The organism is Roseateles sp. Mitsp63, assembly GCF_059491535.1.
On the sequence record NZ_CP168509.1, the window covers coordinates 5,504,105 to 5,529,634 of the forward strand.

Below are 25,530 nucleotides of genomic sequence, written 5' to 3' on the forward strand. Positions count from 1 at the left end.
ATAGGTCGTGTCGAGCCCCCTGGCGCCTGCCGTCCGGCGCGCCACAACATCTATCGCACCCCCTGGGAGCTTCTCTTGGATCGCCGCCAACTCCTCGCCTCCGCCAGCGCCCTGGGCGCGCTCGCCACCCTTCCGATTCCCACGGCCGTCCGCGCGCAAGGCAAGCGTCTGGTGCTGGGCCAGTCCGCGCCGCTGACCGGCCCCGCCGCCCAGTTGGGCCTGCAGATGCAGGCCGGCGCCAAGCTCTTCTTCGACGCCCAGAACGCCGCCGGCGGCATCAACGGCACCACCATCGAGCTGCGCACGCTGGACGACGGCTACGAGCCCGACCGCTGCAAGGCCAACACCGAGAAGCTGATCGCCGACGACGTGTTCGCGCTGTTCGGCTACGTCGGCACGCCGACCTCGCTGGCCGCGCTGCCGCTGGTCAACCAGGCCAAGATCCCCTTCGTCGCCCCCTTCACCGGCGCCGAGGCGCTGCGCGATCCGTTCAGCCCCTGGGTCTATCACGTGCGCGCCTCGTATTACGACGAGACCGCCCTGATCGTGAAGCAGCTGACCCACCTGGGCCTGATGCGGATCTCGGTCTTCCACCAGAACGACGCCTACGGCAAGGCGGGCCTGGACGGCGTGCTGCGCGCGATGAAGCCGCTGTCGCTCCAGCCGCAGGCCACCTCCACCGTCGAGCGCAACAGCGTCGACGTCGCCAAGGCCGTCAAGGACCTGGTGCAGACCGGCTCGCCGCCGGAGGCGATCGTCATGATCAGCGCCTACAAGAGCTGCGCCGCGTTCATCCGCGCCGCGCGCAAGGCCGGCTACGGCGGCGTGTTCTACAACGTCTCCTTCGTCGGCACGCAGGCGCTGCAGGACGAGCTGGGCCCCGACGCGATGGGCGTGGTCGTCAGCCAGGTCATGCCCTATCCGTTCGGCACCCAGGTCGGCGTGGTCCACGACTACCAGCAGGCCGCGACCAAGGCCGGCCAGAAGTTCAACTACACCGCCATCGAGGGCTACATCGGCGCCAAGGTCATCAGCGAAGGCATCCGCCGCATGACCCGCCCGACCCGCGAAGGCCTGGTCGCCGCGCTGGACAGCCTGCAGAACTTCAACGTCGGCGGCTTCAACGTGAACTTCCGGCCCAACCGGCACGTGGGATCGAGCTTCGTCGAGATGACGCTGCTGACCAGCGACGGACGCGTCAAGCGCTGATCGCCCCCGTCCGCGCCCCATTTCCGGGCGCGCGGGTACACTGGCCCGACATCAGCGGCGCCGCCGTGAGCGGCGCCGCGGCTTTTCTGGCGGCGCCTCCCCGATTCGACTGGACGGCGGCGCGGCCTTCGCGGCAAGCCCGACGCGCTGTCGCGACGACATCGGAGTGCCCGCACCATGAAGCTGATCGAACCCATCCTGGCCGACGCGCCCGCCATCGCCGCGCTGCGACGCGACCTGCATGCCCATCCCGAGCTCTGCTTCCACGAGGACCGCACCTCGGACCTGATCGCCCAGGCGCTGGCCGAGTGGGGCATCCCGGTCCACCGCGGCCTGGGCAAGACCGGCGTGGTCGGCACCATCCACGGCCGTGACGGCGGCGCCAGCGGCCGCGCGCTGGGCCTGCGCGCCGACATCGACGCGCTCCCGATCACCGAGCACAACACCTTCCCCCACGCCAGCAAGCACCCCGGCAAGATGCATGCGTGCGGCCACGACGGCCACACCGCGATGCTGCTGGCGGCGGCCAAGCACCTGGCCGCGCACCGCGACTTCGACGGCACCGTCCACGTGGTGTTCCAGCCGGCCGAGGAAGGCGGCGGCGGCGCCCGCGAGATGATCAAGGACGGCCTGTTCAGGCAGTTCCCGGTGGAGGCGATGTTCGGCATCCACAACTGGCCCGGCATGGCGGCCGGCCAGTTCGCGCTCAAGACCGGGCCGGTCTTCGCGTCGAGCAACGAATTCAAGATCGTGATCAAGGGCAAGGGCGCGCACGGCGCGATGCCGCACCTGGGCACCGATCCCGTGGTCGTCGCGGCGCACCTGGTGCAGGCCTTCCAGACCATCATCACGCGCAACAAGCGGCCGATCGACGCGGGCGTGATCTCGGTGACGATGATCCATGCCGGCGAGGCCACCAACGTGATCCCCGAGCGCTGCGAGTTGCAGGGCACGGTCCGCACCTTCACGCTGGAGACGCTGGACCTGATCGAGCGCCGCATGCGGCAGATCACCGCCGCCACCGGCGACGCCTTCGAGGTGCAGTGCGAGTTCTCGTTCCACCGCAACTACCCGCCGACGATCAACCACCCCGCCGAGACCGAGTTCGTGCGGGGCGTGCTGACCGAGATGCTGGGCGCGCCCAATGTCCAGGAGTTCGAGCCCACGATGGGCGCCGAGGACTTCAGCTACTACCTGCAGGAAGTGCCGGGCTGCTACTTCCTGATCGGCAACGGCGACGGCAGCCACCGCGAAGGCGGCCATGGGCTCGGCCCCTGCATGCTGCACAACCCCAGCTACGACTTCAACGACGAGCTGATCCCGCTGGGCGGCTCGATGTGGGTGCGGCTGGTCGACGCGTGGTTCAAGCAGCCGCGGCCGGCCCGGGGCTGAACGGTCCCTCTTCCTGGCGCCCTCTTCCTGCCGCCCCTTTTCCGACAACAACGACTTCCCGCCCCACGCCCGATGACCGCACCGCTTCAGCCCGACCAGGAAAAGACCGTCCGCGACGACACGCAGCGCTGGCTGCAGCGGGCGGTGATCGGGCTCAACCTGTGCCCGTTCGCCAAGAGCGTCGAGGTCAACCAGCGCCTGCGCACCGTGGTCAGCGCCGCGCGCACGCCGGAGGAGCTGCTGAAGGACCTGGCGCATGAGCTGCTCTTGCTCAACCGCGCCGATCCGGAGGAGACCGAGACCACGCTGCTGGTCCATCCCTGGGTGCTGAACGACTTCCTGGACTTCAACGACTTCCTCGGCGCCGCCGACGCGCTGGTCGAGGACCTGGACCTGGACGGCGTGCTGCAGGTCGCCAGCTTCCACCCGGACTACCAGTTCGAGGGCACCGAGGCCGACGACGTCGACAACTTCAGCAACCGCTCGCCCTACCCCACGCTGCACCTGCTGCGCGAGGAGAGCATCGAGCGCGCCGTCGAGACCATGCCCGACACCGACGCGATCTACGAGGCCAACATCGACACGCTGCGCCGCATCGGCCGCAAGGGCTGGGAGGCGCTGGACGTCGAGGCCAAGCTGCCGCTGGCGCAGCGCGCGCCGCGCGACGAGTGATCGTCCGCGCCGATGTCCTGATTTGACCGCGACCGGTCCGTCGGCGGCGCGACGGACCGCGCCCCCGCCGGCACGATGGACCCCATCAACCCACCGATGGAGTCCTCGATGACCACCGCCTCCCGCGCCGCCCCTCGCCCGCCACCGCCGTCCTGCTGATCGACGTGCAGGAGTCGTTCCGCCACCGCCCGTACTGGAACGACACCGACTGGCTGGCCTTCCTGGAACGCACCAACGCGCTGCTCGACGGCGCCGCCGCCCGCGGGCTGCCGATCGTGCGCATCCTCCACACCGACGGACCGGCCACGGCGGAGAACCCGTTCTCGCTGGTCAGCGGCCATGTCCGTCCGATGGACGAGCTGGCGCAGGTGCCGATCGCCGCGGAGTTCCTCAAGCGCCGCCATAGCGCGCTGGTCGGCACCGGCCTGTCGGTCTGGCTGACCGAGCAAGGCATCCGCCGCCTGATCGTGGCCGGCATCCGCACCGAGCAATGCTGCGAGACCACGACCCGCCACGCCAGCGACGAGGGCTGGACCGTCGACTACGTGACCGAGGCGACACTGACCTTCCCGATCCCGCATGCCAGCGGCGCGGTCGTGGGCGTGGACGACATCAAGCTGCGCACCGAGGTCGCGCTGCAGGGCCGATTCGCCGACATCGTGACCGTCGAACAGGCGCTCGCGCGCGCCGCCTGAGTGCCGCCAAAGCGCCGCCATCGGCTCCGGTGCATACTGCGGCGATGTCCATTTCCGACGCCATTCCCATCGACGTCTGGATCCTGGCCGAGCGGCACACGCTGCTGCTCGACCTGGCCGGCGCCGCCGAGGCCCTGCGCCTGGCCAACCAGGCGCTGCGCCGGCGCGGCGATCCGGAGGCGTTCCGCCTGCGCTTCTGCGGCGCGTCCGCGTCGGCCGCCAGTTCGGTCGGGCTGATGCTCGCCGCGCTCGAGCCGCTGCCGGCGCTGGGCGAGCGCGACTGGCTGATCCTCAGCGGCCGCCGCCATCCGCATCCCGGCGACGCGCCGGACGGTGTCGCCGAGCGCGAAGAGGACCTGCGCATCGAGCGCTGGCTGCACCACGAAGGGTCCGCGCTGCTGGCCGGCGGCCAGGGCCGGCTGCTCAGCATCTGCGCCGGCGCGCTGCTGGCGGCGCGCGCCGGCCTGCTCGACGGACGCCAGTGCACGACCCATCACGAATCGCTCGACGCCTTGCGCGCCGCGGCGCCGCGCGCCGACGTGCAATCGAACCGCGTCTTCGTGCTCGACGGGCCACTCGCCAGTAGTGCCGGCATCACCGCCGGCATCGACCTGGTGCTCGCGCTGATCGCCGAGCACTGCGGCGAGGCGATCGCCGCCTCGGTCGCGCAGGTGATGGTGGTCTACCTGCGCCGCGGCCCGCAGGATCCCGAGCTCTCGCCGATGCTGGCGCACCGCCATCACCTGCACCCGGCGCTGCACCGCGCGCAGGACGCCGTCTGCGCCGATCCGCGCGCCGATTGGAGCCTGGCCCGCATGGCCGAGGCCGCGCATGTCACGCCGCGGCACCTCACGCGGCTGTTCGCGCAGCATGGCGGAACCACGCCGCTCGACTACCTGCGCGCGATCCGCCTGGAACTGGCAAGGCGTGAAATCGCACGAGGGGTACGTCCCGCGCAGGCCGCGCTGGCGGCCGGTTTCAGCTCCGATCAGCAGCTGCGCCGGACCCGCCGGCGCCTAACACAATCCGCATAACGCCCAGACGAGCGGGTTTCACTGAGTTCTGTTAACTTGCGCGCCCACAGTGAATGAGGAGCGGCTTTTGAACGATTGGCTGAAGCGACTGGAGGCCCTGGATCCGGCCCGTCTGGCGGGCATGCGCCGCGGGGTCGAGAAGGAAAGCCTGCGCGCCCTGCCGACCGGCGCCTCGCTGGCGCTCACGCCGCATCCGGTGGCGCTGGGCTCGGCGCTGACGCATGAGACCGTCACCACCGATTTCAGCGAATCCCAGCTCGAGCTGATCACCGGCGTGCATGCCTCCGCCGAGGCCTGCGAACGCGAGCTCACCGAGATCCACCAGGCCGTCGTGCGCAGCCTGGGCGACGAACTGATGTGGGCATCCAGCATGCCCTGCCTGCTGCCCGCCGACGAGACCATCCCGATCGGCCGCTATGGCGCCTCCAACATCGGCCGCGCCAAGAGCGTCTACCGCATGGGCCTGAGCCACCGCTACGGGCGGCGCATGCAGACGATCTCCGGCATCCACTACAACTGGTCGATGCCGGGCCTGGACAACGCGGACCACTTCGCGCTGATCCGCAACTTCCGCCGCCACTCCTTCCTGCTGCTGACGCTGTTCGGCGCCTCGCCGGCGCTGTGCGCGAGCTTCGTCGCCGGCCGCGAGCACGGCCTGCAGACCCTGACCGACGGCACGCTGCACATGCCTTTCGGCACCTCGCTGCGCATGGGCCGGCTCGGCTACCAGAGCGACGCGCAGGCCTCGCTCTCGGTCAGCTACAACAGCCTGGACGGCTACGCCGCCTCGCTGCAGGACGCGCTGACGCGGCCGTACGCCGCCTATGAGAAGGTCGGCATCGTGAGCCCGGGCGGCGAGTACAACCAGCTCTCGACCACGCTGCTGCAGATCGAGAACGAGTTCTACGGCACGATCCGCCCCAAGCGCACGATCCGCTCCGGCGAACGTCCGCTGCATGCGCTGCGCGAGCGCGGCGTCGAGTACATCGAGGTCCGCTGCATGGACCTGGACCCGTTCGAGCCGGTCGGCATCGCGGCCAGCACGATGCGTTTCCTGGACGTCTTCCTGCTGCACTGCTGGCTGACCGACAGCCCCAAAGACACGCCGGACGAACTGGGCGCGCTGGCGCGCAACCAGCATCGCACCGCGTCGGCCGGCCGCGAGCCGGGCCTGAAGCTGGAACGCCGCGGCGGCGAGGTGCTGCTGCGCGACTGGGGCCGGGAGCTGCTGGCCGAGTTCGCGCCGATCGCGGCCAAGGTGGACGCGGCGCTGGGCGGCTCGCTGTATCGCCAGGCGCTGGCGCAGGCGGCCGAGCGCTGGGAGCAGCCGGATCAGCTGCCGTCGGCCCGCGTGCTGGCGGCGATGCGCGAGCGGCATGAGAACTCGCACCTCGGCTTCGTCGCGGCGCAGTCCGACGCGGCGCGCCGCCATGTGCTCGAGCAGCCCTTGCCGGAGGGCCTGATGGCGCGCTTCGAGAAGTCCGCCCGCGCGTCGCTCGAGGCGCAGGCCGCGATCGAGGCGGCCGACACGATCGACTTCGAGACCTTCCGCCAGCAGTACCTCGATCCGGCGCAGCTGCAGGGCTGATCAGCCGGGGAGCGACGAGCTGCGCAGCTCGTCGTGACGGCGCTGCAGCTCCTGGCGCAGCTTCTTGCGCTCGAGCGCCGCCTCCCAGCGGCGCTTCTCGTCCGGGGTGGCCGGCGTCAGCGGCGGCACCGGCACCGGGCGGCTGTCCTCGCCCACCGCCACCATCGTGAAGAAGCAGCTGTTGGCGTGCCGCACCACCTGGTCGCGGATGTTCTCGGTCACCACCTTGATGCCGATCTCCATCGACGAGGTGCCGGTGTAGTTCACCGAGGCCAGGAAGCTGACCAGCTCGCCGACGTGGATGGGCTGGCGGAACATCACCTGGTCCACCGACAGCGTCACCGTGTAGCGCCCCGCGTAGCGGCTCGCGCAGGCGTAGGCGACCTGGTCGAGCAGCTTCAGGATGGTGCCGCCGTGGACATTGCCGGAAAAGTTGGCCATGTCCGGCGTCATCAGCACCGTCATCGTCAGTTGATGCGAGGGGAGGTCCATGGCGCGCGATCCTACTCTCCCTTCCGGCGCTTGCCGCTGGCACGCGCGTCGGTTAGGGTGCGCGCCAGGAGGTTCCATGGCCCAGGTCCAGCAGCCCAACATCGCGGAGACGCGCGGTGCCCAGATGTTCCCCGCGCTCGGCGTCGCCGACATCGCGCGGGTGGCGCGTTTCGGCCGCTTCCGGCGGTATTCCCAAGGCGAATGGGTGGTCCGCGCCGGCGACGCCGGCATGGGCATGCTGCTGATCCTCAGCGGCGAGATCACCGTCTCGCAGCGCGACAGCCTGGGCCACGTCACGCCGATCCACCGCCACGGCCCCGGCGGCTTCCTCGGCGAGGTCGGCCAGCTCAGCGGCCGGCCGTCGTTCATCGACGCGATCGCCGAGACCGAGGTCGAGGCCGTCGACGTCAGCCCGCCGCAGCTGCGCGCGCTGCTGATCGCCGAGGCGGACCTGGGCGAGCGCCTGACCCGCGCCTTCATCCTGCGCCGCGTCGGCCTGATCGAGGCCGGCGCCAGCGGCGCGACGCTGATCGGCCGCGCCAAGGCCGCGCCGGTGATGCGGCTGCGCAGCTTCCTCGGCCGCAACGGCTACCCGCACCAGCAGCTCGAGCCCGACCAGAACGACGACGCCCGCGCCCTGGCCGCGCAGTACATGACCGAGGGCGTGCAGATGCTGGTCATCTGCCCCGGCGGCGAGGTGCTGGTCGACCCGAGCGACGACGAGGTCGCGCGCTGCATGGGCATCGTCGACATGCGCGAGCGCACCGAGCTGTATGACGTCGCCATCATCGGCGCCGGGCCGGCCGGCCTGTCGTCGGCGGTGTACGCGGCGTCCGAGGGCCTGTCGGTGCTGGTGCTGGACTGCCGCTCGTTCGGCGGACAGGCCGGCGCGAGTTCCCGGATCGAGAACTACCTCGGCTTCCCGACCGGCATCTCCGGCCAGGCGCTGGCGGGCCGGGCCTTCGTCCAGGCGCAGAAGTTCGGCGCGGACATGCTGATCCCAGCGAAGGTCACGGCGATGAGCTGCGAGCGCCACGGCGTCGAGGACGAACTGCGCCTGTCGCTCGAGGACGGCCGCACCGTGCGCGCGCGCACCGCGGTGATCGCCACCGGCGCGCGCTACCGCCGCCCGGAGCTCGAGGCGCTCTCCCGCTTCGAGGGCCGCGGCGTCTGGTACTGGGCCTCGCCGATCGAGGCCCGCATCTGCAGCCGGCAGACGGTCGTGATCGTCGGCGGCGGCAACTCGGCCGGCCAGGCGGCGGTGTTCCTCGCGAATCACGCGGCCCGGGTGATCATGCTGATCCGCGGGCCGGGCCTGGCGGCCACCATGTCCCGCTATCTGATCGACCGCATCCAGGGCACCGCCAACATCGAGCTGCAGCCGCATCAGGAGCTCTGTGGGCTCGAGGGAGGCGATGCGCTCGAGGCCGTCTCCTGGCGGGACCGCCGCAATGGCAAGGAGCACCGGCTGGCGCTGCAGCACCTGTTCATGTTCATCGGCGCCGAGCCGGAAACGGGCCTGATCGCGGATTGCGGGCTGGAACTCGACGCGGCTGGATTCATCATCACCGGCCGGGCCTGCGCCTGCCCGCTGTCCGAGTACAAGCCCGAGCTGCTGGAATCCAGCATCCCGGGCGTGTTCGCGGTGGGGGACGTGCGCTCGGGCTCGGTCAAGCGGGTCGGCGGCGCGATCGGCGAAGGCGCGCAGGTCGTGGCCAGCATCCACCAGTACCTCGCCCGGCAGGACGCGGCGCGCGCGGAACGCGTCGGCCAACCCGCCGGCGCCCGCGCGCCGGCCTGAGCGCCCCGCGCGGGCGCCACGCCGCCCGCGCTTTCCTTTCCTCGCCCCGACGCACGCTCACGCGAGCACCGCAAGCGCGGCCTTGCCTCTAGAATGCGAATAATTGTTATTTGCAGGAAAGCCGCGTCATGCTTTCTCCCGAATCCCGCCGCCTCTGGGCCTGGCCGATCGCGCTGGGCCTGCTGAGCACGTCCGGACTGCTCACGGCGCTGGTCTCCGACGACTGGGGCGACACCTGGTCCTGGGTCGGGCTGGGCGTGCCGGTGTTGGTCATCGCCTGGTTTGCCTGGCGGCCCCAGCGGGCGGACTGAACTCCAGAGGACCCGACGATGCTGAGCTCGCGCGCCATCCGGATCTGGACCTGGCTCCACAAGTGGACCAGCCTGATCTGCACCCTCTTCATGCTGCTGCTGTGCCTGACGGGCCTGCCGCTGATCTTCCACCACGAGATCGGACACCTGCTGGGCGACGAGATCGAGGCGCCCGAGCTGCCCGCGGCGATGGACGGGCGGCGCGTCTCGCTGGACACGATGGCCCGGGCCGCCAACGCGCAGCATCCGAAGCTGATCATCCAGTACGCCGGCGAGAACGAGGACGACCCCCGCCTGTGGTGGTTCACGCTCGCCGCGACGCCGGAGCCCACCGCGGACTACAAGTCCGTCGCCGTCGACGCGCGCACCGGCCTGGTCGTGCGCGAGTACCGCATCGGCGAGGGCTTCATGGACCTGATGTTCCGGCTGCACGTGGACCTGTTCGCGGGCCTGCCGGGCAAGCTCTTCCTCGGTTTCATGGGGCTGCTGCTGCTGATCGCGCTGGTCAGCGGCGTGGTGCTCTACGCGCCGTTCATGCGCAAGCTCGACTTCGGCGCCGTGCGCAAGGACCGGTCCACGCGCGTGAAATGGCTGGACCTGCACAACCTGATCGGCATCGCGACGCTGGTGTGGTGCTTCGTCGTCGGCGCGACCGGGATGATCAACACCTGGGCCGAGCTGCTGGTGCAGTACTGGCAGTACGACAAGGTCAGCGCGCTGCTGGCGCCCTACAAGGACCAGCCGCTGCTCAAGGCCGGGGAACGCGCGCCGCTGCAGGGGTCGCTGGACACGGCGATGCACGCCGGCGAGAAGCGCAAGGTCTCGTTCATCGCCTTCCCGGGGACCGCGTTCTCCAGCCCGCACCACAACACCTTCTTCCTGAAGGGGTCGACGCCGCTGACCTCCAAGCTGCTGCAGCCGCTGCTGATCGACGCCCGGACCTCGCAACTGACCGCCGCGCCCGAGCTGCCGTGGTACCTGACCGCGCTGCTGGTGTCGCAGCCGCTGCATTTCGGCGACTACGGCGGCATGCCGATGAAGATCCTCTGGGCCCTGCTGGACGTGGCGACCATCGTGGTGCTGGGCAGCGGCCTGTACCTGTGGCTGCGCAAGCCGCAGGGCGCGAGGAAAGGTGCCAGGCGCGCCGCCGGAGCCGCCGGTGACCTGGACGAGACCCAATCACCCGAAACCGCGGCCGCCTGATCGCCAGTCCGCCCGATCGCTTCCCCGCAATGCCTGACTCCCACAAGCCCGACTCCCCGAAACACCAGATCGAGAGCCTGCAATCGAGCGGCCTGAAGGCCACGCTGCCGCGGATCAAGGTGCTGCAGATCTTCGAGCAATCGACCCAGCGCCACCTCAGCGCCGAGGACGTCTACCGCCTGCTGCTGCAGGACGGCGCCGACATCGGCCTGGCGACGGTGTACCGGGTGCTGATGCAGTTCGTCGAGGCGGGACTGCTGGCGCGCCAGCACTTCGAGTCCGGCAAGGCGGTGTTCGAACTCAACTCGGCGCAGCACCACGATCACATGGTCTGCCTGGCCTGCGGCCGGGTCGAGGAGTTCTACGACGCCGGCATCGAGCAGCGTCAGCGGGAGATCGCCGAGGAGCGCGGCTACGAGCTGGTGGAGCACGCGCTGGCGCTGTATGGCCTGTGCTCGGATCCGGCATGCCAGGCCAAGCGCCGCCGTTGAGCTGCATGCGGGCCGGCGAGGCGAATCCGCACAATCCGGCAGTTCCCTGTTGAATACTGGATGGGCATACAGTACATTTCCATCCATCGCAGCCATTCACGGCTGCCACAGGAGATGGCAATGCAGATGCTCAAGCAAACGGTCTGGTCTTCGTTGAACAACGCGGATGCCTGGGTGGTGTGCATCGGCGTCATGTCCTGCCTGGGATTGGCGACGGGTCTGCTGGGTTGAGATCCTAGCGAGCCGGCGCCTCCGGAGTTCCGTTCGCGGAGCCGCGGTCCCCTCTCGAGGGGACCTGTCTTTTTCAGTTCTCAAGTCTTGGTCCGCTGCCCTCACCGGGGCAGCGGATTTTTTTCGTCCGCGGCGTCGGGTCCTGCGCTTCACGCACTCGACGAAGGCCCGACGCGTTCACAGCGGCGTGAGCACCGGCTCACCGGCTTCCCAGCGCCGGGCGTTCTCCAGGAACAAGTCGATGGTCGCCTGGACCGACTCCGGCGACCAGCCGGCGATGTGCGGCGTGAGGATCACGTTGGGGAATCCGAGCAGCGCCTCGGGCGGCTTCGGTTCCGATTCGTAGACGTCGAGCGCGGCGCCGCCCAGTTCGCCGGCGGCGAGCGCCGCGGCCAGCGCGGCCGTGTCGACCAGGCTGCCGCGCGCGATGTTGACCACGTGGCCCTGCGGCCCCAGCGCCTTCAGCACCTCGGCATTGACCAGGTGCTTCGTCGCCGGCCCGCCCGGCGCGGCCACCACGATGAAGTCGGCCCAGCGCGCCAGCTCCACCGGCGTGGCGAAGTACGGGCAGCCGAGCGCGTCATGGCGCTCGCGGCGGTTGTGATAGCCGACCTCCATGTCGAAGGCCAGCGCGCGCCGGGCGATGCGCAGACCGATGGTGCCCATGCCCAGGATGCCCAGCCGGCGGCCGTTGACGCTGGGGCGCAGCGGCAGCGCGTCGCGCCAGACGCCGGCGCGCAGCGCCTGCTCCTGCTGCGGCAAGGCCCGCACCGAGGCGAGCAGCAAGGCCATCGCGTGATCGGCGACACAGGAGTCGTTGGTGCCCGCGCCGTTCCACAGCGTGATGCCGCGCGCCTTGGCGGCGGCCACGTCGATCGCCTCGTAACCGGCGCCCTGCGCGGCGGCCGCGCGCAGCTTGGGCATCGCGGCGATCTCGTCGGCGCGCAGGCCGATCGCGCCGATCGTCAGGACGATCTCGATGTCCCCGCCCTGCTCGGCGATCGCCGCCGCGCGCGCCTCGGCGGTCGGGGCGTAGATCACGTCGTGGTGCGCGCGGAGCTGCGACAGATGGGTCTCGGCCGTCGGCATCAGGACGAGCAACTTGCGGCGGGAAGCAGGGGAAGGAGTGGCGGACACGGCGACCTCGAAAGGGAAGACGGAGGAAGGCGGAAGGTTCGCCGGCCATGATAGGAGCGGGCTCCGCGACGTCCGCCGAGGCGCGCACGCGCTTCGCACGGCGGCGGCACTCGCTCCTTCTTACCCCCTCGCCCCCGCGGGGAGAGGGAGGGGAGAGGGGGCTCGTGCCACAGCGCTGCTGCCCTTCGAAGCACCCCCTCTCCCCTGCCCTCTCCCCCCTCGCGGGGGGCGAGGGAGTTCTTGCGCAAGGCAAGTGCGGGCAGCCCTGTCTTACCCCCTCGCCCGCTTGCGGGCGAAAGAGGGCGCCTCAGTCCTCGAGCGGAAACCTTGCGCGCCAGAAGTTCTGCAGCCGCGGGTCGGCATCGACACGCTCGACCACGGGCGTCATCCGCGGCGCCGCTTCGTGGAAGCGCTCGCGCCAAGGGCCGAAGCGCGACACCACCGCCACGTAGAGGTCCAGCACCGTCAGCTCGTCGCCGAGCAGGTAGCGCCCCGGCGTCACCTGCGCGTCCATGACGCTCCAGCAGAACGCGATCCGGTCATGCACCGCGTCAACCACCTGATCGCGCTGCTCCGGCCGGGCGCCGATGCGCGTCACGTCGGGCTTGATCCAGTGCAGCGAGTAGATCGCCGACGACACGAACACCATCCAGCGCAGGAACTCCGGCCGCCGCGGATCACCAACCAGCGGCGCAAGCCGCGCCTGTGGATGCGCATCGGCCTGATGAATGAGGATCGCGGCGCTCTCGGTCATGACGCGGCCGCCGTCGTCGACCAGCGTCGGGATCTGCCGCATCGGATTGGTCGCGCCGACCCGCACGCGGGCCGCCTCCTCCGCCCAGGTGGCGCCTTCGATCAGGTCGAAGTCGATGCCGAGCAGGATCAGCGCCGCCTCGACCGCCGTCGAGCCCGATGCCGCCGATCCGAAGAGCGTCCATCCCATGCCGCGTGCCCCGTGAAAGCAAAGGCGCATTGGAGGGGATGCCCTCCCCGGCGTCAATCCGCGCTCAAGGGCGCTCGCCGCGCGCCATCCGCGCGTCGATCTCGGCCAGCGCCTTCGGCAGCGAGGCGACCGAGTCGATCACCAGGTGCGCGCCCGCCGCCAGGAGGCGCTCCGCCGCGGCCGCGCGCCGAGCGGCGACCTCGGCATCCGGCAGCGCCTGCAACTGCTCGAGCGTCAGGCCGGTCTCATTCCCCGACAGACTCAGCCCCACGGCCCACATGCCGGCGCGGCGGCCTTCCTCGATGCCCGGCGCCGTGTCGTCGACCTTCACGCAGGCCCGCACGTCGCCGATGCCCAGCGCCAGCACGTTGGCCAGCGCCATGAACGGCCCCGGGCGGCCGCCTGCCGGGAGTTCGTCGCCCGCCACGACGTAGTCGGCCTCGATGCCATCGGCCTTGGCCTGTGGCAGCAGCACATCCAGCACCTGGCGCGGATAGCCCGAGCAGGAACCGATCTTCAGCCCCGCGCGCCGCAGCGCCGCCAGCACGTCGGGCGCGCCCGGGATCGGCTGCGAGTAGCGGCCGACCTTCTCGATCTGCATCGGCATGAAGCGCTCGTAGATCGCGTCGATGTCGGCATCGGTCGACGGCTGGCCAAGGCGCGCGCGCCATTGCGACTGCAACCGCGGATCCTCGAGCAGCGTGCGGATGTGGTCGCGCTTGGACAGGCCCATCGGGCCGCGCGCCTGGTCGAGCGTCAATGCGATGCCGAAGGTCGCGAACGCGTCGACGAAGATCTGCGTCGGCGCCAGCGAGCCGTGGTCGACGAGCGTGCCGGCCCAGTCGAAGACGACGGCCTGCAGATGCGGATAGGGCGTCGCGTGGGTCGGCGCCATGGCGGAAGCGGTGGAGGTCATGCGTGGGTCCCGAGGACGAGGCGGTGAGCGGATGCCGGCACTCTATGAAACGAACATGACAGCCGAGCCATCTGCCCGAAGGAGCGCCGCGATGGCCTCTTGCTGAACTCGTGCTTCGACGCCGCCGAAGGACTTCGGCGCTAGGCTCGCGGACGCGACAGGCTGCGGCCAGACCCCGGACAGGTTTCTGAAGGGCGGCCCGGGCATCCTGCGCAGCTCCGCGCGGCAGGCCTTCGAGGGAGGCCGCCCCGCGCGCCATGCAGAACGAGAAAGCGACGCTCATGGACCGCCGCCACTACTATCCGCGCCCGGCCGTCGAGGCCGGCACCAACCGCTGGGACTGGGCCCTGCTGCCGCTGGTGCTCGCGCTGCTGGTCCTGCTGGCCTACGGCGCCGCGCAGATGGCCCGCCCCTTCGCGCTGGGCGATCCGCTGCCGCTGTCGCTGGACCCGTCCCACCTGCCCTACTACCTGCTGCGCACCAACCTGCGCATGCTGGCCGCGATGGTGCTGGCGCTGCTCTTCAGCGCGGTCTTCGCGGTGCTCGCCGCCAAGGTCCGCGCCGCCGAGAAGGTGCTGGTGCCGATGCTCGACATCCTGCAGTCCATCCCCATCCTGGGCTTCCTGTCGATCACGGTGACCGGCTTCATCGCGCTCTTCCCCGGCAACCTGCTGGGCGTGGAATGCGCGGCCATCTTCGCGATCTTCACCTCGCAGGCCTGGAACATGGCCTTCAGCCTCTACCAGTCGCTGCGCACCGTGCCGTCCGAGCTCGACGAGGCCGCGCGCGTGTTCCAGCTCTCCGGCTGGCAGCGCTTCTGGCGCCTGGAGCTGCCCTTCGCGATGCCCGGGCTGCTGTGGAACATGATGATGTCGATGTCGGGCGGCTGGTTCTTCGTCGTCGCGTCGGAGGCGATCGCGGTCTCCGACCAGAGCATCAAGCTGCCCGGCGTGGGCTCCTACATCGCGCTGGCGATCGAGGCCCGCGATCTCGGCGCCATCGGCTGGGCCATCGTGGCGATGCTGGTCGGCATCCTGCTCTACGACCAGCTGGTGTTCCGGCCGCTGGTGGCGTGGGCGGACAAGTTCCGCTTCGAGGACAGCGGCACCGACGCCGCGCCCAACTCCTGGATGCTGAACTGGCTGCGCCGCACCTCGCTGACGCGGCGCGTCGCGGCCTGGACCGTGGCGCGGCTCGAGGGCAGCCTGGTCTGGTTCCGCCGCCACCATGACGGCACCTCCATCCGCGCGCGGCCGCGCATCGCCAGCGCCACCTGGCAGCGCGCCTGGGACGCGGTGATCGCCGCGGCGGTGATGGTGGCGCTCTACCACCTGATCCGCTTCGTCCACAGCGAGGTCGGCTGGGGCGAGGCCGGCCATGTCTTCGGCCTGGGCCTGCTGACGCTGATCCGCGTGATGGTGCTGATCGCGCTGGCCGCGCTGGTGTGGGTGCCCGTCGGGATCTGGATCGGCATGAACCCGCGCTGGTCCGGCCGGCTGCAGGCGGTGGCGCAGTTCCTGGCGGCCTTCCCGGCCAATCTGCTGTTCCCGGTGGTGGTGGTGCTGATCGTGCGCTGGAAGCTCAACCCGGACGTGTGGCTGTCGCCGCTGATGATCTTCGGCACGCAGTGGTACCTGCTGTTCAACGTCATCGCGGGCGCGTCCAGCATTCCGGCCGAGCTGCGCCACGCGGCGCGCAACCTCGGCCTGAGCGGCTGGCTCAAGTGGCGGCGCTACCTGCTGCCGGCGGTGTTCCCCAGCTTCGTCACCGGCGCGATCACCGCCAGCGGCGGCTCCTGGAACGCCAGCATCGTGGCCGAGTACGTCTCCTGGGGCGACACCACGCTGCAGGCCCATGGCCTGGGCAGCTACATCGCGGAGATGACCGCCAAGGGCGACTTCCCGCGCATCGCGCTGGGCATCGGCGTGATGTGCATCTTCGTGATGAGCCTGAACCATTTCGTCTGGCGGCGCCTGTACCGGCTGGCCGAGGACCGCATGCACCTGTGAGGACACCGGCATGACCGCATCCATCATCGAACTCCACGGCGTCGGCAAGCGCTTCCGCTCGGCCGACGGCCATCCGCGGCCCGTGCTGGAGGACGTGGACTTCCATCTGCGCGAGGGCGAGATCGTGGCGCTGCTGGGCCAGTCGGGCTCGGGCAAGAGCACGCTGCTGCGGATCATGGCCGGGCTGGTGCCGGCCGACGCGGGCCAGGTGCGCTATCGCGGCCAGCCGCTGTCGGGACCGGCGCGGGGCGTGAGCATGGTGTTCCAGTCGTTCGCGCTGTTCCCGTGGCTGACGGTGCAGCAGAACGTCGAACTGGGCCTGGAGGCGCGCGGCGTCGCCAAGGCCGAGCGCGAGGCCCGGGCCGAGGCGGCGATCGCGCTGATCGGGCTGGGCGGCTTCGAAGGCGCGCTGCCGCGCGAGCTGTCGGGCGGGATGCGGCAGCGGGTGGGCATCGCGCGCGCGCTGGTGACCGATCCGGACGTGCTGCTGATGGACGAGGCCTTCTCGGCGCTGGACGTGCTGACCGGCGAGCGGCTGCGCGAGGACATCCTGGAGCTGTGGGACGGCGGGCACATGCCGACGCGGGCGATGCTGGTGGTGTCGCACAACATCGAGGAGGCCGTGATGATGGCCGACCGCGTGCTGATCTTCGCGAGCGACCCGGGGCGGATCCGCTGCCAGCTGTCGGTGCAGCTGCCGCGGCCGCGCGATCCGGAGAGCGCCGACGTGCGCGCGCTGATCGACGAGGTCTATGCGCTGATGACGGCCGGCGCGGCGCGCCCGGCGCGCACGGCCGGCGCGGTGGACGCGGCGACGGCGCCGGCCCCGCTGGCCGAGCGCCTGCCGGCGGCGGACGTGGCGCGGATGGACGGCCTGCTGGAGCTGCTCACCGAATCGCCCTTCGACGGCCGGGCGGACCTGCCGCAGCTGTGCGAGGAGGCGGGCCTGCCGGACTCGGAGCTGCTGCCCGTCGCGCACGCGCTGGCGCTGCTGGGGCTGGCGCAGCTCGACAGCGGCGACCTGCAGCTGACGCCGCTGGGGCGGCGCTACGTCGAGGGCTCGCATGGCCTGCGGCGCGACCTCTTCGGCCAGCAGCTGATGGCGCATGTGCCGCTGATCGCGCACATCCGCCACAGCCTGGAGCAGGAGCCGAGCGGCGTGATGCCGGACAAGCCGGTGCTGCGCCTGCTCAGCGAGCACCTGGACGACACCGAGGCCGATGCGGTGTTGCAGACCGCGGTGACCTGGGCGCGGCACGGCGAGGTGTTCGAGTACGACTACAACACCGGTGCGCTGCGGCTGCCGACGGGCGAGGACGACACGGCGACGCGCTGATCGGCCGGGCGGCGATCGGCTGGGGTTGGGCCGGATGGATAGAGTCGAGGCTTCGCGTCCTCGAGCCTGCCCCGATGAAACGCCTTGCCCGTTCCCGGCTGAAGTCTCACAGCACCGACCGCCTGCTGCGCCAGGCGCTGCGGCACTGGCATGCCGACGCCGGCTGGCGCGCCATCCAGGAACTCCAGTTGAGAGGGTCGCCGTCGCTGCTGGCGACGATCACCGCGATGAGCGCGAGCCCGCGCGCGCGGCGCCGCGCCGTCGCCTTGTCGATCGCCAGCCAGCTGACGCGCCGGGTGCAAGGCGAATGCACCATGTTCGCGGAGGCCGAGACCCAGCAGCTCCTGCTGCGGGGTCTGTCGGACCCGCATCACGACGTGGTCCGCGCGGCGGTGGGCGGACTGGGCCACCGGCCGCACGCGGCCAGCGTGGAGGCGCTGCTGCGGCTCGCGACGAGCACGGACAGCCAGATGCGATGGCAGGTCGCCGTGGCGCTGGGGTCCTACGAAGAGCCAGAAGCGATCGAAGGCTTGATCCGCCTTTCCTCCGATCCGTCGAATGAGGTGCGGGACTGGGCCACCTTCGGCCTGGGCACGCTGCGCGACGACGACACGCCGGAGATCCGCGCGGCGCTGCGCCGCAACCTGAGCGATGACGACCTCGATGTGCGCGGGGAAGCGCTGGTCGGGCTCGCGCGGCGTGGAGACGACGGCATCGTCGAAGCGCTGATCAAGCTGCTCACGCCCGACTGCCATGTCTACGAACTGGATGCCGCGGAGGCGCTCGCCGACCCACGGCTGGTTGAGCCGCTGAAGGCGCTGACCAAGGTCGCCGGCCCGTCATCCACGAACGCGTACTGGCAGGCGCGGCTGGACGACGCGCTGGAAGCTTGTTCGAGTCAGGCGGTTCCCGTTGGCACCGAAGTCAGCAAAGCTTCCTGAGCATCCGCCGCAAAAGTGCTTCTCGCAGAATCGACGCCCGCAAGATTCGCCCCTTCGTAGGGCTCGTGCACGGGTCCGAGCACGAAGCGGGCCCTCAGCTCGCGAAGCATCAGATGCGGCTCGATGCAGCGGACGCCCATGGCCGCGCACACGTCTGGAATCTTGATCTTCTTCCTCGATTCGGGAGCAGACTTTTCCCAGGTCACAACCGTATGGCCACGCGCCATCGCGTGAGCCACGAGGTACATGTCCGCGGAGTCGATGAATTCCAGAATCACCGTATCAAGCAGCTTCTGTCGGTTGACCCATTGCACGAGCTCGCCGAGCTTCAGTTCGACCGTCGCGTCCTTGGAGAGGAAGAAATCGGGCGATTGCGCATTCACCCATGGACGGATGACGTCGTCGAGGAGTTCGTCCCGGACCTGCGTGATGCTGAAGATCTGGCCATCCGCATGACTGACGGTCAGCCAGCGCCAGAAGGCCGGACAGAAGTCCATGCCGTAGTGAACGTTCTTCGCTTCCAGAAGCGTATTGGCGTCAAGCAGATAAGCCATCTCAGGTCCTGCCTTCGAAAGAGCGGCCGATGGCCATGAACAGGTCGCTGTTGGGAACGCCCAGCAGCCGGAAGGCTTCGGTGAACTGAGTCCTGGAACTCATGGTGTGATCCACCAGAGCGCGGGAGAAGCGGCGACTGGCGCGCGTGGTCGCTTGCATGCAGACGTCGGGCTTGGGAGCGGGGTCCAGCACCAGCGAATGCTCGTACGCGGCTCGAGTGAGCGCGCCGATGGCCAAGCCGGCCACCTCATCGCACCAGCGCGCCACGGGACAGATCGTTTCGCCGCTGGCCCTCTCGCCACTGACGCCCGAGATCCCCAGCCAGAGCAAGGCGAGATGCCACACCAGCGAGCGCAGGCGCTCCTCCATGTCCAGCGCGCCGTTGATGAAGATCACGGGCGCCAGATCGTCAGCCAGCGTGATGCCGCGAAAGTCGACGTCGAGCTCAGCCGCCAGATGCGACGGGATATCGCGCGAAACGATGTCATCCACCATCACGAGGATCCTTGCCGACTCGGTCATGTCGACGATGGCGTCGAACAGATCGCCTCGCGCGGCGGGCCCGCGCAGGGGGTGAGTCGAACGCGTCAGGATGAATTCAATGATCCGGGCGGCGCCGTCGACCTTGCCTCCCGCGACGCCGCCGCCGACGAACGCCAGCGGATCTTCATCGTCTTCGAGGAGGAAATCCCGGTACCACCCCTGCCGTCGCTCGCAACGGCGCAGCGTGGCAGCGAGATTCCGGCCATATCGGCCGCGGAAGGTCGCCCGCGCCGGTTCGAACATCATGGGCTGCGGAGCGTTGATGGTCTCTCGGGCCGTCCGCAGCAAGGGGCCCAGGTGTTGATTGCATTCCATGGTGCCCATTGCACTGCGTCATTCGCCGGGGCGCGATCCTCAATTCATTGAGAGATTGGCCTCGATCGAGACATGCAGCTTCAGGTGGAAGACGGCACCGTCCCTCCTCGATCGATGTCGTCCCGGCTGCCTTGGAATCGCCATTGGACGGCGTCGCCTGGCGCGATTCAGCGAAGACTCTTGAGCGCCGGCATGTGGGAGCAGCGCCGGTCCGGCTCCGCAATATCTGCACCCCGCCTTCGCCAGCCGCACAATGAGCGCCTTCCCCCACTGCGCCGCAGCCTGCCCATGCTCCCCCGCATCAGCGAAGAGATCACCTTCCGCAAGCTCGAGATCCTGATCACGTTCCTGGAGAGCGGCAGCCTCGCGCGCGCGGCGGAGAAGCTGGGCACCAGCGCCGTCAGCGTGCACCGCGCGCTGCATTCGCTGGAGGCCGGCACGCGCTGCGCGCTGTTCCGCCTCGAGGGCCGCAACCTGCAGCCCACCGACGCCGCCCACGCGCTCGCCGACGTCGGCCGCGAGATCCTCCAGCGCATGGACGAGGGCATCAACGCCACCCGCGCCCTCGCCGGCTACGCGGCCGAACGCATCCGCATCGGCTCGCTGTACTCGCTGACCAGCGGCACCGTGCCGTCCATGATCATGGCGCTCAAGACCCGCAAGCCCGACGTGCAGGCCGAACTGATCCTGGGCTCCAACGCCGACCTGACCCAGCGCCTGCGCGACGGCACCCTCGACGCCGCCGTCATGGGCCTGCCCGAGGGCGCCACCGACATCGAGACCCACGCCCTGTTCGAGGACACCCTCTACTTCGCCGCCCCGGCCGGCTCGCCCTACGCCCGCCGCGAGGCGATCGACCTGCAGGACTGCGTCGAGGAACGCTTCGTCAGCCTGCAGGAGGGCTTCGTCACCTACAGCCGCTTCCTCGACGCCTTCCGCATCGCCGGCTTCGAGCCGCAGATCGTGATGAAGACCAACGACATCTTCTCGCTCATGAACCTCGTGGGCGGCGGCATCGGCTGCACGCTGCTGCCCGGACGCGTGCGCGCCGTGCTCCCGCCCAGCGTCCGGCTGGTCCCGCTGCAGGACCGCTACGCCGTGCGCCAGACCATCGCGCTGTGCTTCCTCCGCGCCCGCGAGCGCGACCCCAACCTGCTGGCGCTGCTCGCCGCCAGCCGCACGCTGCGCCTGGCCGGCGGCTGACCGCCCATCGAGCGCCACCGGACCGTTCCCGACCGTTCCGCTCGCCGTAACCGTCGGGCGGCGCGGTTGATTGATCGGGCGCCGCGCCCCCCGTACCGTCCGTGCCCATGGACCGCATCCCCATGGACACCAAGGCCCGCGACCGCGCCGCCCGGCTCGCCGCGGCCCGGGACGCGCTCGGCGCGCGCCTGACCGGCAAGCGCGTCGACACCGGCGCCATCGTCGACCTGCTCCACGCCGTGCTCCGGCCCGGCGACCGCGTCTGCCTCGAGGGCAACAACCAGAAGCAGGCCGACTTCCTGGCCAAGGCGCTGGTCCAGCTCGATCCCGCCCGCATCCACGACCTGCACCTGGTGCAGTCGGTGATCGCGCTGCCCGAGCACCTGGACGTCTTCGAGCGCGGCATCGCCAGCCTGCTCGACTTCAGCTTCTCCGGCCCGCAGGGCGCGCGGCTCGCCAAGCTGCTCTCCGCCGGCCGGCTGCGCATCGGCGCGATCCATACCTACCTCGAGCTGTTCGCCCGCTACTTCGTCGACCTCACGCCCAAGGTCTCGCTGATCGCGGCCCAGGCCGCCGACGTCCACGGCAACCTCTACACCGGTCCCAACACCGAGGACACGCCCGCGATCGTCGAGGCGACCGCGTTCTCGGGCGGCATCGTCATCGCGCAGGTCAACGAGCTGCTGCCCGAAGGCACCGCCCTGCCCCGCGTCGACGTGCCGGCGGACTGGATCGACATGGTGGTGCTCGCGCCGACACCGCATTTCATCGAGCCCCTCTTCACCCGCGACCCGGCGCAGATCAGCGAGATCCAGGTGCTGATGGCGATGATGGCCATCAAGGGCATCTACGCCGAGTACGGCGTGCAGCGCCTGAATCACGGCATCGGCTTCGACACCGCCGCGATCGAACTGCTGCTGCCCACCTACGGCGAATCGCTCGGCCTGAAGGGGAAGATCTGCCGCCACTGGGCGCTGAACCCGCATCCCGCGCTGATCCCGGCGATCGAGGCCGGATGGGTGGAGTCGGTGCATTCGTTCGGCTCCGAGCTCGGCATGGAGGACTACCTGCGCGCGCGCCCGGACGTCTTCTTCACCGGCCCCGACGGCAGCCTGCGCAGCAACCGCGCGTTCTGCCAGGCGGCCGGGCATTACGCCTGCGACCTGTTCATCGGCTCGACGCTGCAGATGGACCTGATGGGCAACAGCTCGACGGCAACGCTGGGGCGCATCGCCGGCTTCGGCGGCGCGCCCAACATGGGCGCCGACGCGCGCGGCCGCCGCCACGCCAGCCCCGCCTGGCTGAAGGCGGGCCAGGAGGCGCGCGCCCATCAGAGCGGCGCCGCCGCCACGCCGCGCGGCCGCAAGCTGGTGGTGCAGATGGTGGAGACCTTCCGCGAGCACATGCAGCCCGCCTTCGTCGAGACGCTGGACGCCTGGGAGCTGCAGCGCCAGGCCGGCATGGACCTGCCGCCGATCATGATCTACGGCGACGACGTCACCCATGTCCTCACCGAGGAAGGCATCGCCAACCTGCTGCTGTGCCGCGACGACGCGGAGCGCGAGCAGGCCATCCGCGGCGTCGCCGGCTACACCGCGGTGGGCCTGGGCCGGGACCGCCGCGCCGTGGAGAACCTGCGCGACCGCGGCGTGATCCGGCGCCCCGAGGACCTGGGCATCGATCCGCGCCTGGCCACCCGCAACCTGCTCGCCGCGCGCGGCATGCGCGACCTGGTGCGCGCTTCCGGCGGCCTGTACCGCCCGCCGAAGCGCTTCCGCAACTGGTGAGCCGCGAGCCCGCGCCCCCCCGCCCGCACGACCGCACGACCGCACGACCACGACACGCCATGACACCCCTCCCACCCGGTCTCGAGACCCTGGACTTCCGCTTCGCCGGCACGCGCGCCGTGCCGGCCTTCGCGCCGGTGCTGGTCGGCGTGGTCGGCTCCGGCAACCTCGAGGTGATGCTCGAGCCCGGCGACGGCGCCGACTGCGCGGTCCGCGTGCAGACCTCGGCGCGCGGCTTCGCGCCGATCTGGCAGGCGGTGCTCGACGACTTCCATCGCCGTCACGGCCTGGCCGGCGTGCGTGTGTCCATCAACGACATGGGCGCCACGCCCGCCGTCGTCAGCCTGCGGCTCGACCAGGCCGTCCAGGAGCTGCGCCCATGACCGCCCAGTCCTATGCCGAATGCCCGGCGCGCGAGCGCCTGGCCCTGCTGCTCGATCCGGGCAGCTTCCACGAGTGGCTGCCGCCGCAGGAGCGCCTGATGAGCCCGCATCTGGCGCAGCTCGGCGTGCCCTCGGCGTTCGATGACGGCATCGCCATCGGCCGCGCCACGCTCGATGGGCGGACGGTGTTCGCCGCCGCGCAGGAAGGCGCCTTCATGGGCGGCGGCGTGGGCGAGGTCCACGGCGCCAAGCTCACCGGACTGCTGCGCCGCGCGCTGCGCGACCGCCCCGCGGCGGTGCTGCTGCTGCTCGACTCGGGCGGCGTGCGGCTGCACGAGGCGAATGCCGGTCTCATCGCGGTCTCCGAGGTGATGCGCGCGGTACTCGACGTCCGCGACGCCGGCATCCCGGTCATCGGCCTGATCGGCGCGGCCAACGGATGCTTCGGCGGCATGGGCATCGTGGCCCGCTGCCTCGACAGCGTCGTGATGAGCGACGTCGGCCGCCTGGCGATGTCCGGGCCCGAGGTGATCGAGGCCTCCCATGGCGTCGAGGAGTTCGACGCCCGCGATCGCGCGCTGGTCTGGCGCACGACCGGCGGCAAGCACCGCTGGCTGACGGGCGACTGCGATGCGCTGGTCGAGGACGACGTCGCCGCCTTCCGCCAGGCCGCGATCGACGCGATGAAGGCCTTGCCCGCCGCGCGGCCGGTCACGCCCGAGTCGCTGGAAGCCGAGCACGCGCTGCTCGCCGCGCGGCTGGCGCTCCTCGACGCGCCGGTCGACGGCGACGGCGACGGCGACGACGCGGCCGCGCTGTGGCGCCGGCTCGGCGTCGAGGACGCGGCGCGCGTGCCGGATCTGGACGTGGCGGACGTGGTGCCGCTGCGCGCGCTGGCGCGCTGACCCCCGGAAGGACAAGACATGGACTGGAACACCCTGGCCGCCACGCTGTTCGGTTCCGCCGAGATGCTGACCCTGGACGGCGACTTCCTGCACGGCACGGCGGAGGTCGACGGGCAGCCGCTGACCGTCGTCGGCACGACGCACCATGCGCCGATCGGCGTCCGGCTCGCGCTGGCGCAGGCGCGCGTCGTGCTGGACACCATCGCCCGGCATCCCGGCAGGGCCATCCTGCTGCTCATCGACACCCAGGGGCAGCAGCTGCGCCGGCGCGATGAACTGCTCGGCATCAACCGCGCGATGGCGCATCTCGGGATGGCCATCGACCTGGCGCGGCGCCGCGGCCATCGCGTGCTGGGCCTCGTCTACGACCAGGCGCTGTCCGGCGGGTTCATCACGTCGGGGCTGATCGCCGATGCCTGCGACGCGCTGCCCGAGGCCGAGATCCGCGTCATGCGCATCCCGGCGATGTCGCGCGTGACCAAGCTGCCGGAGGCCATGCTGGAGGAGCTCTCCAAGTTCAACCCGGTCTTCGCGCCGGGCGTCGAGAACTACGTCGCGATGGGCGGCGTGCGGCGGCTCTGGCGCGGCGACCTGCGCGAGGCGCTGAGGCAGGCGCTGGCCGACGCCACGGCCGAGGACCGCCGCGCCATCGAGGGCGCGGCGCGCGGCGGCCGGCGCCTCGCGGCCTCGGTCATGCAGCGCGTGCTCGACGCCGCCTGATCGCGGACATCCATTCCGGGAGACGCCGTCATGACGCGACTTCATCGCCATCAACTGATCCGTCCGACGCCGGCCGCATGGGACCGCTTGCGCGCGAACGCGCGCGATCCGGTCGAGCGTGAATGCCTGACGCTGTGGTCCTCCCGCGGCCTGCCGCTGGTGGTGACGCAGCAGCGCTGCGACGCGGGCAGCGAGCCCGACTGGATCGCGGCGGGGCTGTCCGCGCCGCTGCGCTGGGAATCCCGCCGCATCGGCGTGAGCCTGGCGCGTCGCGAGGTGCTGTTCTTCGACGAGTTCCCGGCCGCCCGCGCGATCACGAAGCTGCTGCCCGCGCGAACCCGGCCGGCCTGGGATGAGTTCTGCCGCGCCGCGCAGGCCGGCGGCGTCCAGCCGCGCGTCTACGGCAGCTACGGCTGGCAGGCGCTGACCGGAATGGCCCATGTGCGGACCGATTCCGACACCGACCTCTGGCTCGGCGTGACCGGCGCCGAGCAGGCCGACGCGATGGCCGCGCTGCTGGCCGGCACCGAGATCGCTGGCCTGCGCCTGGACGGCGAGCTCGTCTTCGATGGCGACAGTGCCGTGTCGTGGCGCGAGTGGCTCACCTGGCGCGCGGGAGGCACGCGCTCGATCCTGGTGAAGTCGATGGGCGGCAGCCGGCTGGCGACCTCGCTGGGCGAGATCGTCCGCGCCCTCAAGGCCGCGGCCTGAGGGCCTG

General features: G+C 70.7%; 25 protein-coding genes. 19 read left to right on the forward strand and 6 right to left on the reverse strand.

The window, feature by feature from the left end; all coding sequences use genetic code 11:
* Positions 1-75 precede the first annotated feature (75 nt).
* The 6 genes from ACEN96_RS23910 (at position 76) to gshA (ending at position 6,590) form a co-directional block, all read left to right on the forward strand.
* The gene (locus ACEN96_RS23910) at positions 76-1,209 is read left to right on the forward strand and encodes an ABC transporter substrate-binding protein (protein WP_495585518.1); all 1,134 of its coding nucleotides are present in this window, start codon (positions 76-78) and stop codon (positions 1,207-1,209) included.
* Between the two features lie 177 nt (positions 1,210-1,386).
* Positions 1,387-2,601 (forward strand): M20 aminoacylase family protein, encoded by a 1,215-nt coding sequence (locus ACEN96_RS23915; RefSeq protein WP_495585519.1) that lies wholly within the window; start codon positions 1,387-1,389, stop codon positions 2,599-2,601.
* Positions 2,602-2,673: 72 nt separating this feature from the next.
* Positions 2,674-3,273 carry a DUF1415 domain-containing protein gene (locus ACEN96_RS23920; protein ID WP_495585520.1) on the forward strand — a complete coding sequence of 200 codons (600 nt, stop codon included), beginning with the start codon at positions 2,674-2,676 and terminating at the stop codon, positions 3,271-3,273.
* Positions 3,274-3,425: 152 nt separating this feature from the next.
* Positions 3,426-3,968 carry a cysteine hydrolase family protein gene (locus ACEN96_RS23925; protein WP_495588672.1) on the forward strand — a complete coding sequence of 181 codons (543 nt, stop codon included), beginning with the start codon at positions 3,426-3,428 and terminating at the stop codon, positions 3,966-3,968.
* Between the two features lie 44 nt (positions 3,969-4,012).
* Entirely contained in the window at positions 4,013-5,002 is a 990-nt protein-coding gene (locus ACEN96_RS23930; protein ID WP_495585521.1) for a GlxA family transcriptional regulator, read from the forward strand.
* A 121-nt stretch (positions 5,003-5,123) separates the two neighbouring features.
* Positions 5,124-6,590, forward strand: coding sequence for a glutamate--cysteine ligase (gshA, locus tag ACEN96_RS23935; RefSeq protein WP_495588673.1), 1,467 nt, complete (start codon positions 5,124-5,126; stop codon positions 6,588-6,590).
* On the opposite strand, the gene ACEN96_RS23940 is transcribed toward gshA, so the two are convergent.
* Positions 6,591-7,082: an acyl-CoA thioesterase gene (locus ACEN96_RS23940; protein ID WP_495585522.1), complete on the reverse strand. Its 492-nt coding sequence runs from the start codon at positions 7,080-7,082 to the stop codon at positions 6,591-6,593. It lies immediately after the preceding gene.
* Positions 7,083-7,158: 76 nt separating this feature from the next.
* Between ACEN96_RS23940 and ACEN96_RS23945 the strand changes: the two genes are divergently transcribed.
* From ACEN96_RS23945 to fur, 4 genes are all read left to right on the forward strand, one after another.
* Positions 7,159-8,883, forward strand: coding sequence for an FAD-dependent oxidoreductase (locus ACEN96_RS23945; RefSeq protein ID WP_495585523.1), 1,725 nt, complete (start codon positions 7,159-7,161; stop codon positions 8,881-8,883).
* 128 nt (positions 8,884-9,011) lie between these two features.
* The gene (locus ACEN96_RS23950; RefSeq protein WP_495585524.1) at positions 9,012-9,194 is read left to right on the forward strand and encodes a hypothetical protein; all 183 of its coding nucleotides are present in this window, start codon (positions 9,012-9,014) and stop codon (positions 9,192-9,194) included.
* Positions 9,195-9,215: 21 nt separating this feature from the next.
* Positions 9,216-10,397, forward strand: a complete 1,182-nt coding sequence (locus ACEN96_RS23955; RefSeq protein ID WP_495588674.1) for a PepSY-associated TM helix domain-containing protein — start codon at positions 9,216-9,218, stop codon at positions 10,395-10,397.
* 29 nt (positions 10,398-10,426) lie between these two features.
* Positions 10,427-10,888, forward strand: coding sequence for a ferric iron uptake transcriptional regulator (gene fur, locus ACEN96_RS23960; protein ID WP_495585525.1), 462 nt, complete (start codon positions 10,427-10,429; stop codon positions 10,886-10,888).
* Positions 10,889-11,296: 408 nt separating this feature from the next.
* On the opposite strand, the gene ACEN96_RS23965 is transcribed toward fur, so the two are convergent.
* The 3 genes from ACEN96_RS23965 to phnX all read right to left on the reverse strand — a co-directional run bounded on the left by ACEN96_RS23965 (position 11,297) and on the right by phnX (position 14,115).
* Positions 11,297-12,208, reverse strand: coding sequence for an NAD(P)-dependent oxidoreductase (locus tag ACEN96_RS23965; protein ID WP_495588675.1), 912 nt, complete (start codon positions 12,206-12,208; stop codon positions 11,297-11,299).
* Positions 12,209-12,563: 355 nt separating this feature from the next.
* Positions 12,564-13,199: a glutathione S-transferase family protein gene (locus ACEN96_RS23970; RefSeq protein WP_495585526.1), complete on the reverse strand. Its 636-nt coding sequence runs from the start codon at positions 13,197-13,199 to the stop codon at positions 12,564-12,566.
* Between the two features lie 64 nt (positions 13,200-13,263).
* On the reverse strand, positions 13,264-14,115 hold the full coding sequence (phnX, locus tag ACEN96_RS23975) for a phosphonoacetaldehyde hydrolase (RefSeq protein WP_495585527.1): 852 nt from the start codon (positions 14,113-14,115) through the stop codon (positions 13,264-13,266).
* Between the two features lie 281 nt (positions 14,116-14,396).
* Between phnX and ACEN96_RS23980 the strand changes: the two genes are divergently transcribed.
* The 3 genes from ACEN96_RS23980 (at position 14,397) to ACEN96_RS23990 (ending at position 18,401) form a co-directional block, all read left to right on the forward strand.
* Positions 14,397-16,124 (forward strand): ABC transporter permease, encoded by a 1,728-nt coding sequence (locus ACEN96_RS23980; RefSeq protein WP_495585528.1) that lies wholly within the window; start codon positions 14,397-14,399, stop codon positions 16,122-16,124.
* Positions 16,125-16,134: 10 nt separating this feature from the next.
* Complete coding sequence (locus tag ACEN96_RS23985) at positions 16,135-17,460, forward strand: ABC transporter ATP-binding protein (RefSeq protein ID WP_495585529.1); 1,326 nt, start codon at positions 16,135-16,137, stop codon at positions 17,458-17,460.
* A 74-nt stretch (positions 17,461-17,534) separates the two neighbouring features.
* Complete coding sequence (locus ACEN96_RS23990; RefSeq protein ID WP_495585530.1) at positions 17,535-18,401, forward strand: HEAT repeat domain-containing protein; 867 nt, start codon at positions 17,535-17,537, stop codon at positions 18,399-18,401.
* On the opposite strand, the gene ACEN96_RS23995 is transcribed toward ACEN96_RS23990, so the two are convergent.
* Complete coding sequence (locus ACEN96_RS23995) at positions 18,359-18,955, reverse strand: DUF4411 family protein (RefSeq protein ID WP_495585531.1); 597 nt, start codon at positions 18,953-18,955, stop codon at positions 18,359-18,361. The two genes, ACEN96_RS23990 and ACEN96_RS23995, sit on opposite strands and share 43 nt — an antisense overlap.
* A 1-nt stretch (position 18,956) precedes the next feature.
* Positions 18,957-19,823, reverse strand: a complete 867-nt coding sequence (locus ACEN96_RS24000; protein ID WP_495585532.1) for a DUF8813 domain-containing protein — start codon at positions 19,821-19,823, stop codon at positions 18,957-18,959.
* Positions 19,824-20,102: 279 nt separating this feature from the next.
* Between ACEN96_RS24000 and ACEN96_RS24005 the strand changes: the two genes are divergently transcribed.
* The 6 genes from ACEN96_RS24005 (at position 20,103) to mdcG (ending at position 25,523) form a co-directional block, all read left to right on the forward strand.
* Positions 20,103-21,017: a LysR substrate-binding domain-containing protein gene (locus ACEN96_RS24005; RefSeq protein ID WP_495585533.1), complete on the forward strand. Its 915-nt coding sequence runs from the start codon at positions 20,103-20,105 to the stop codon at positions 21,015-21,017.
* A 107-nt stretch (positions 21,018-21,124) separates the two neighbouring features.
* A complete protein-coding gene (mdcA, locus tag ACEN96_RS24010) occupies positions 21,125-22,804 on the forward strand; it encodes a malonate decarboxylase subunit alpha (protein ID WP_495585534.1) in 1,680 nt (559 codons plus the stop codon).
* A gap of 59 nt (positions 22,805-22,863) precedes the next feature.
* A complete protein-coding gene (mdcC, locus tag ACEN96_RS24015; protein WP_495585535.1) occupies positions 22,864-23,187 on the forward strand; it encodes a malonate decarboxylase acyl carrier protein in 324 nt (107 codons plus the stop codon).
* Positions 23,184-24,092, forward strand: a complete 909-nt coding sequence (locus ACEN96_RS24020; RefSeq protein WP_495585536.1) for a biotin-independent malonate decarboxylase subunit beta — start codon at positions 23,184-23,186, stop codon at positions 24,090-24,092. Before mdcC ends, ACEN96_RS24020 begins: the two co-directional genes overlap by 4 nt.
* An 18-nt stretch (positions 24,093-24,110) precedes the next feature.
* Positions 24,111-24,812: a biotin-independent malonate decarboxylase subunit gamma gene (locus tag ACEN96_RS24025; RefSeq protein ID WP_495585537.1), complete on the forward strand. Its 702-nt coding sequence runs from the start codon at positions 24,111-24,113 to the stop codon at positions 24,810-24,812.
* 30 nt (positions 24,813-24,842) lie between these two features.
* Positions 24,843-25,523, forward strand: a complete 681-nt coding sequence (gene mdcG / locus ACEN96_RS24030; RefSeq protein WP_495585538.1) for a malonate decarboxylase holo-[acyl-carrier-protein] synthase — start codon at positions 24,843-24,845, stop codon at positions 25,521-25,523.
* Positions 25,524-25,530 lie beyond the last annotated feature (7 nt).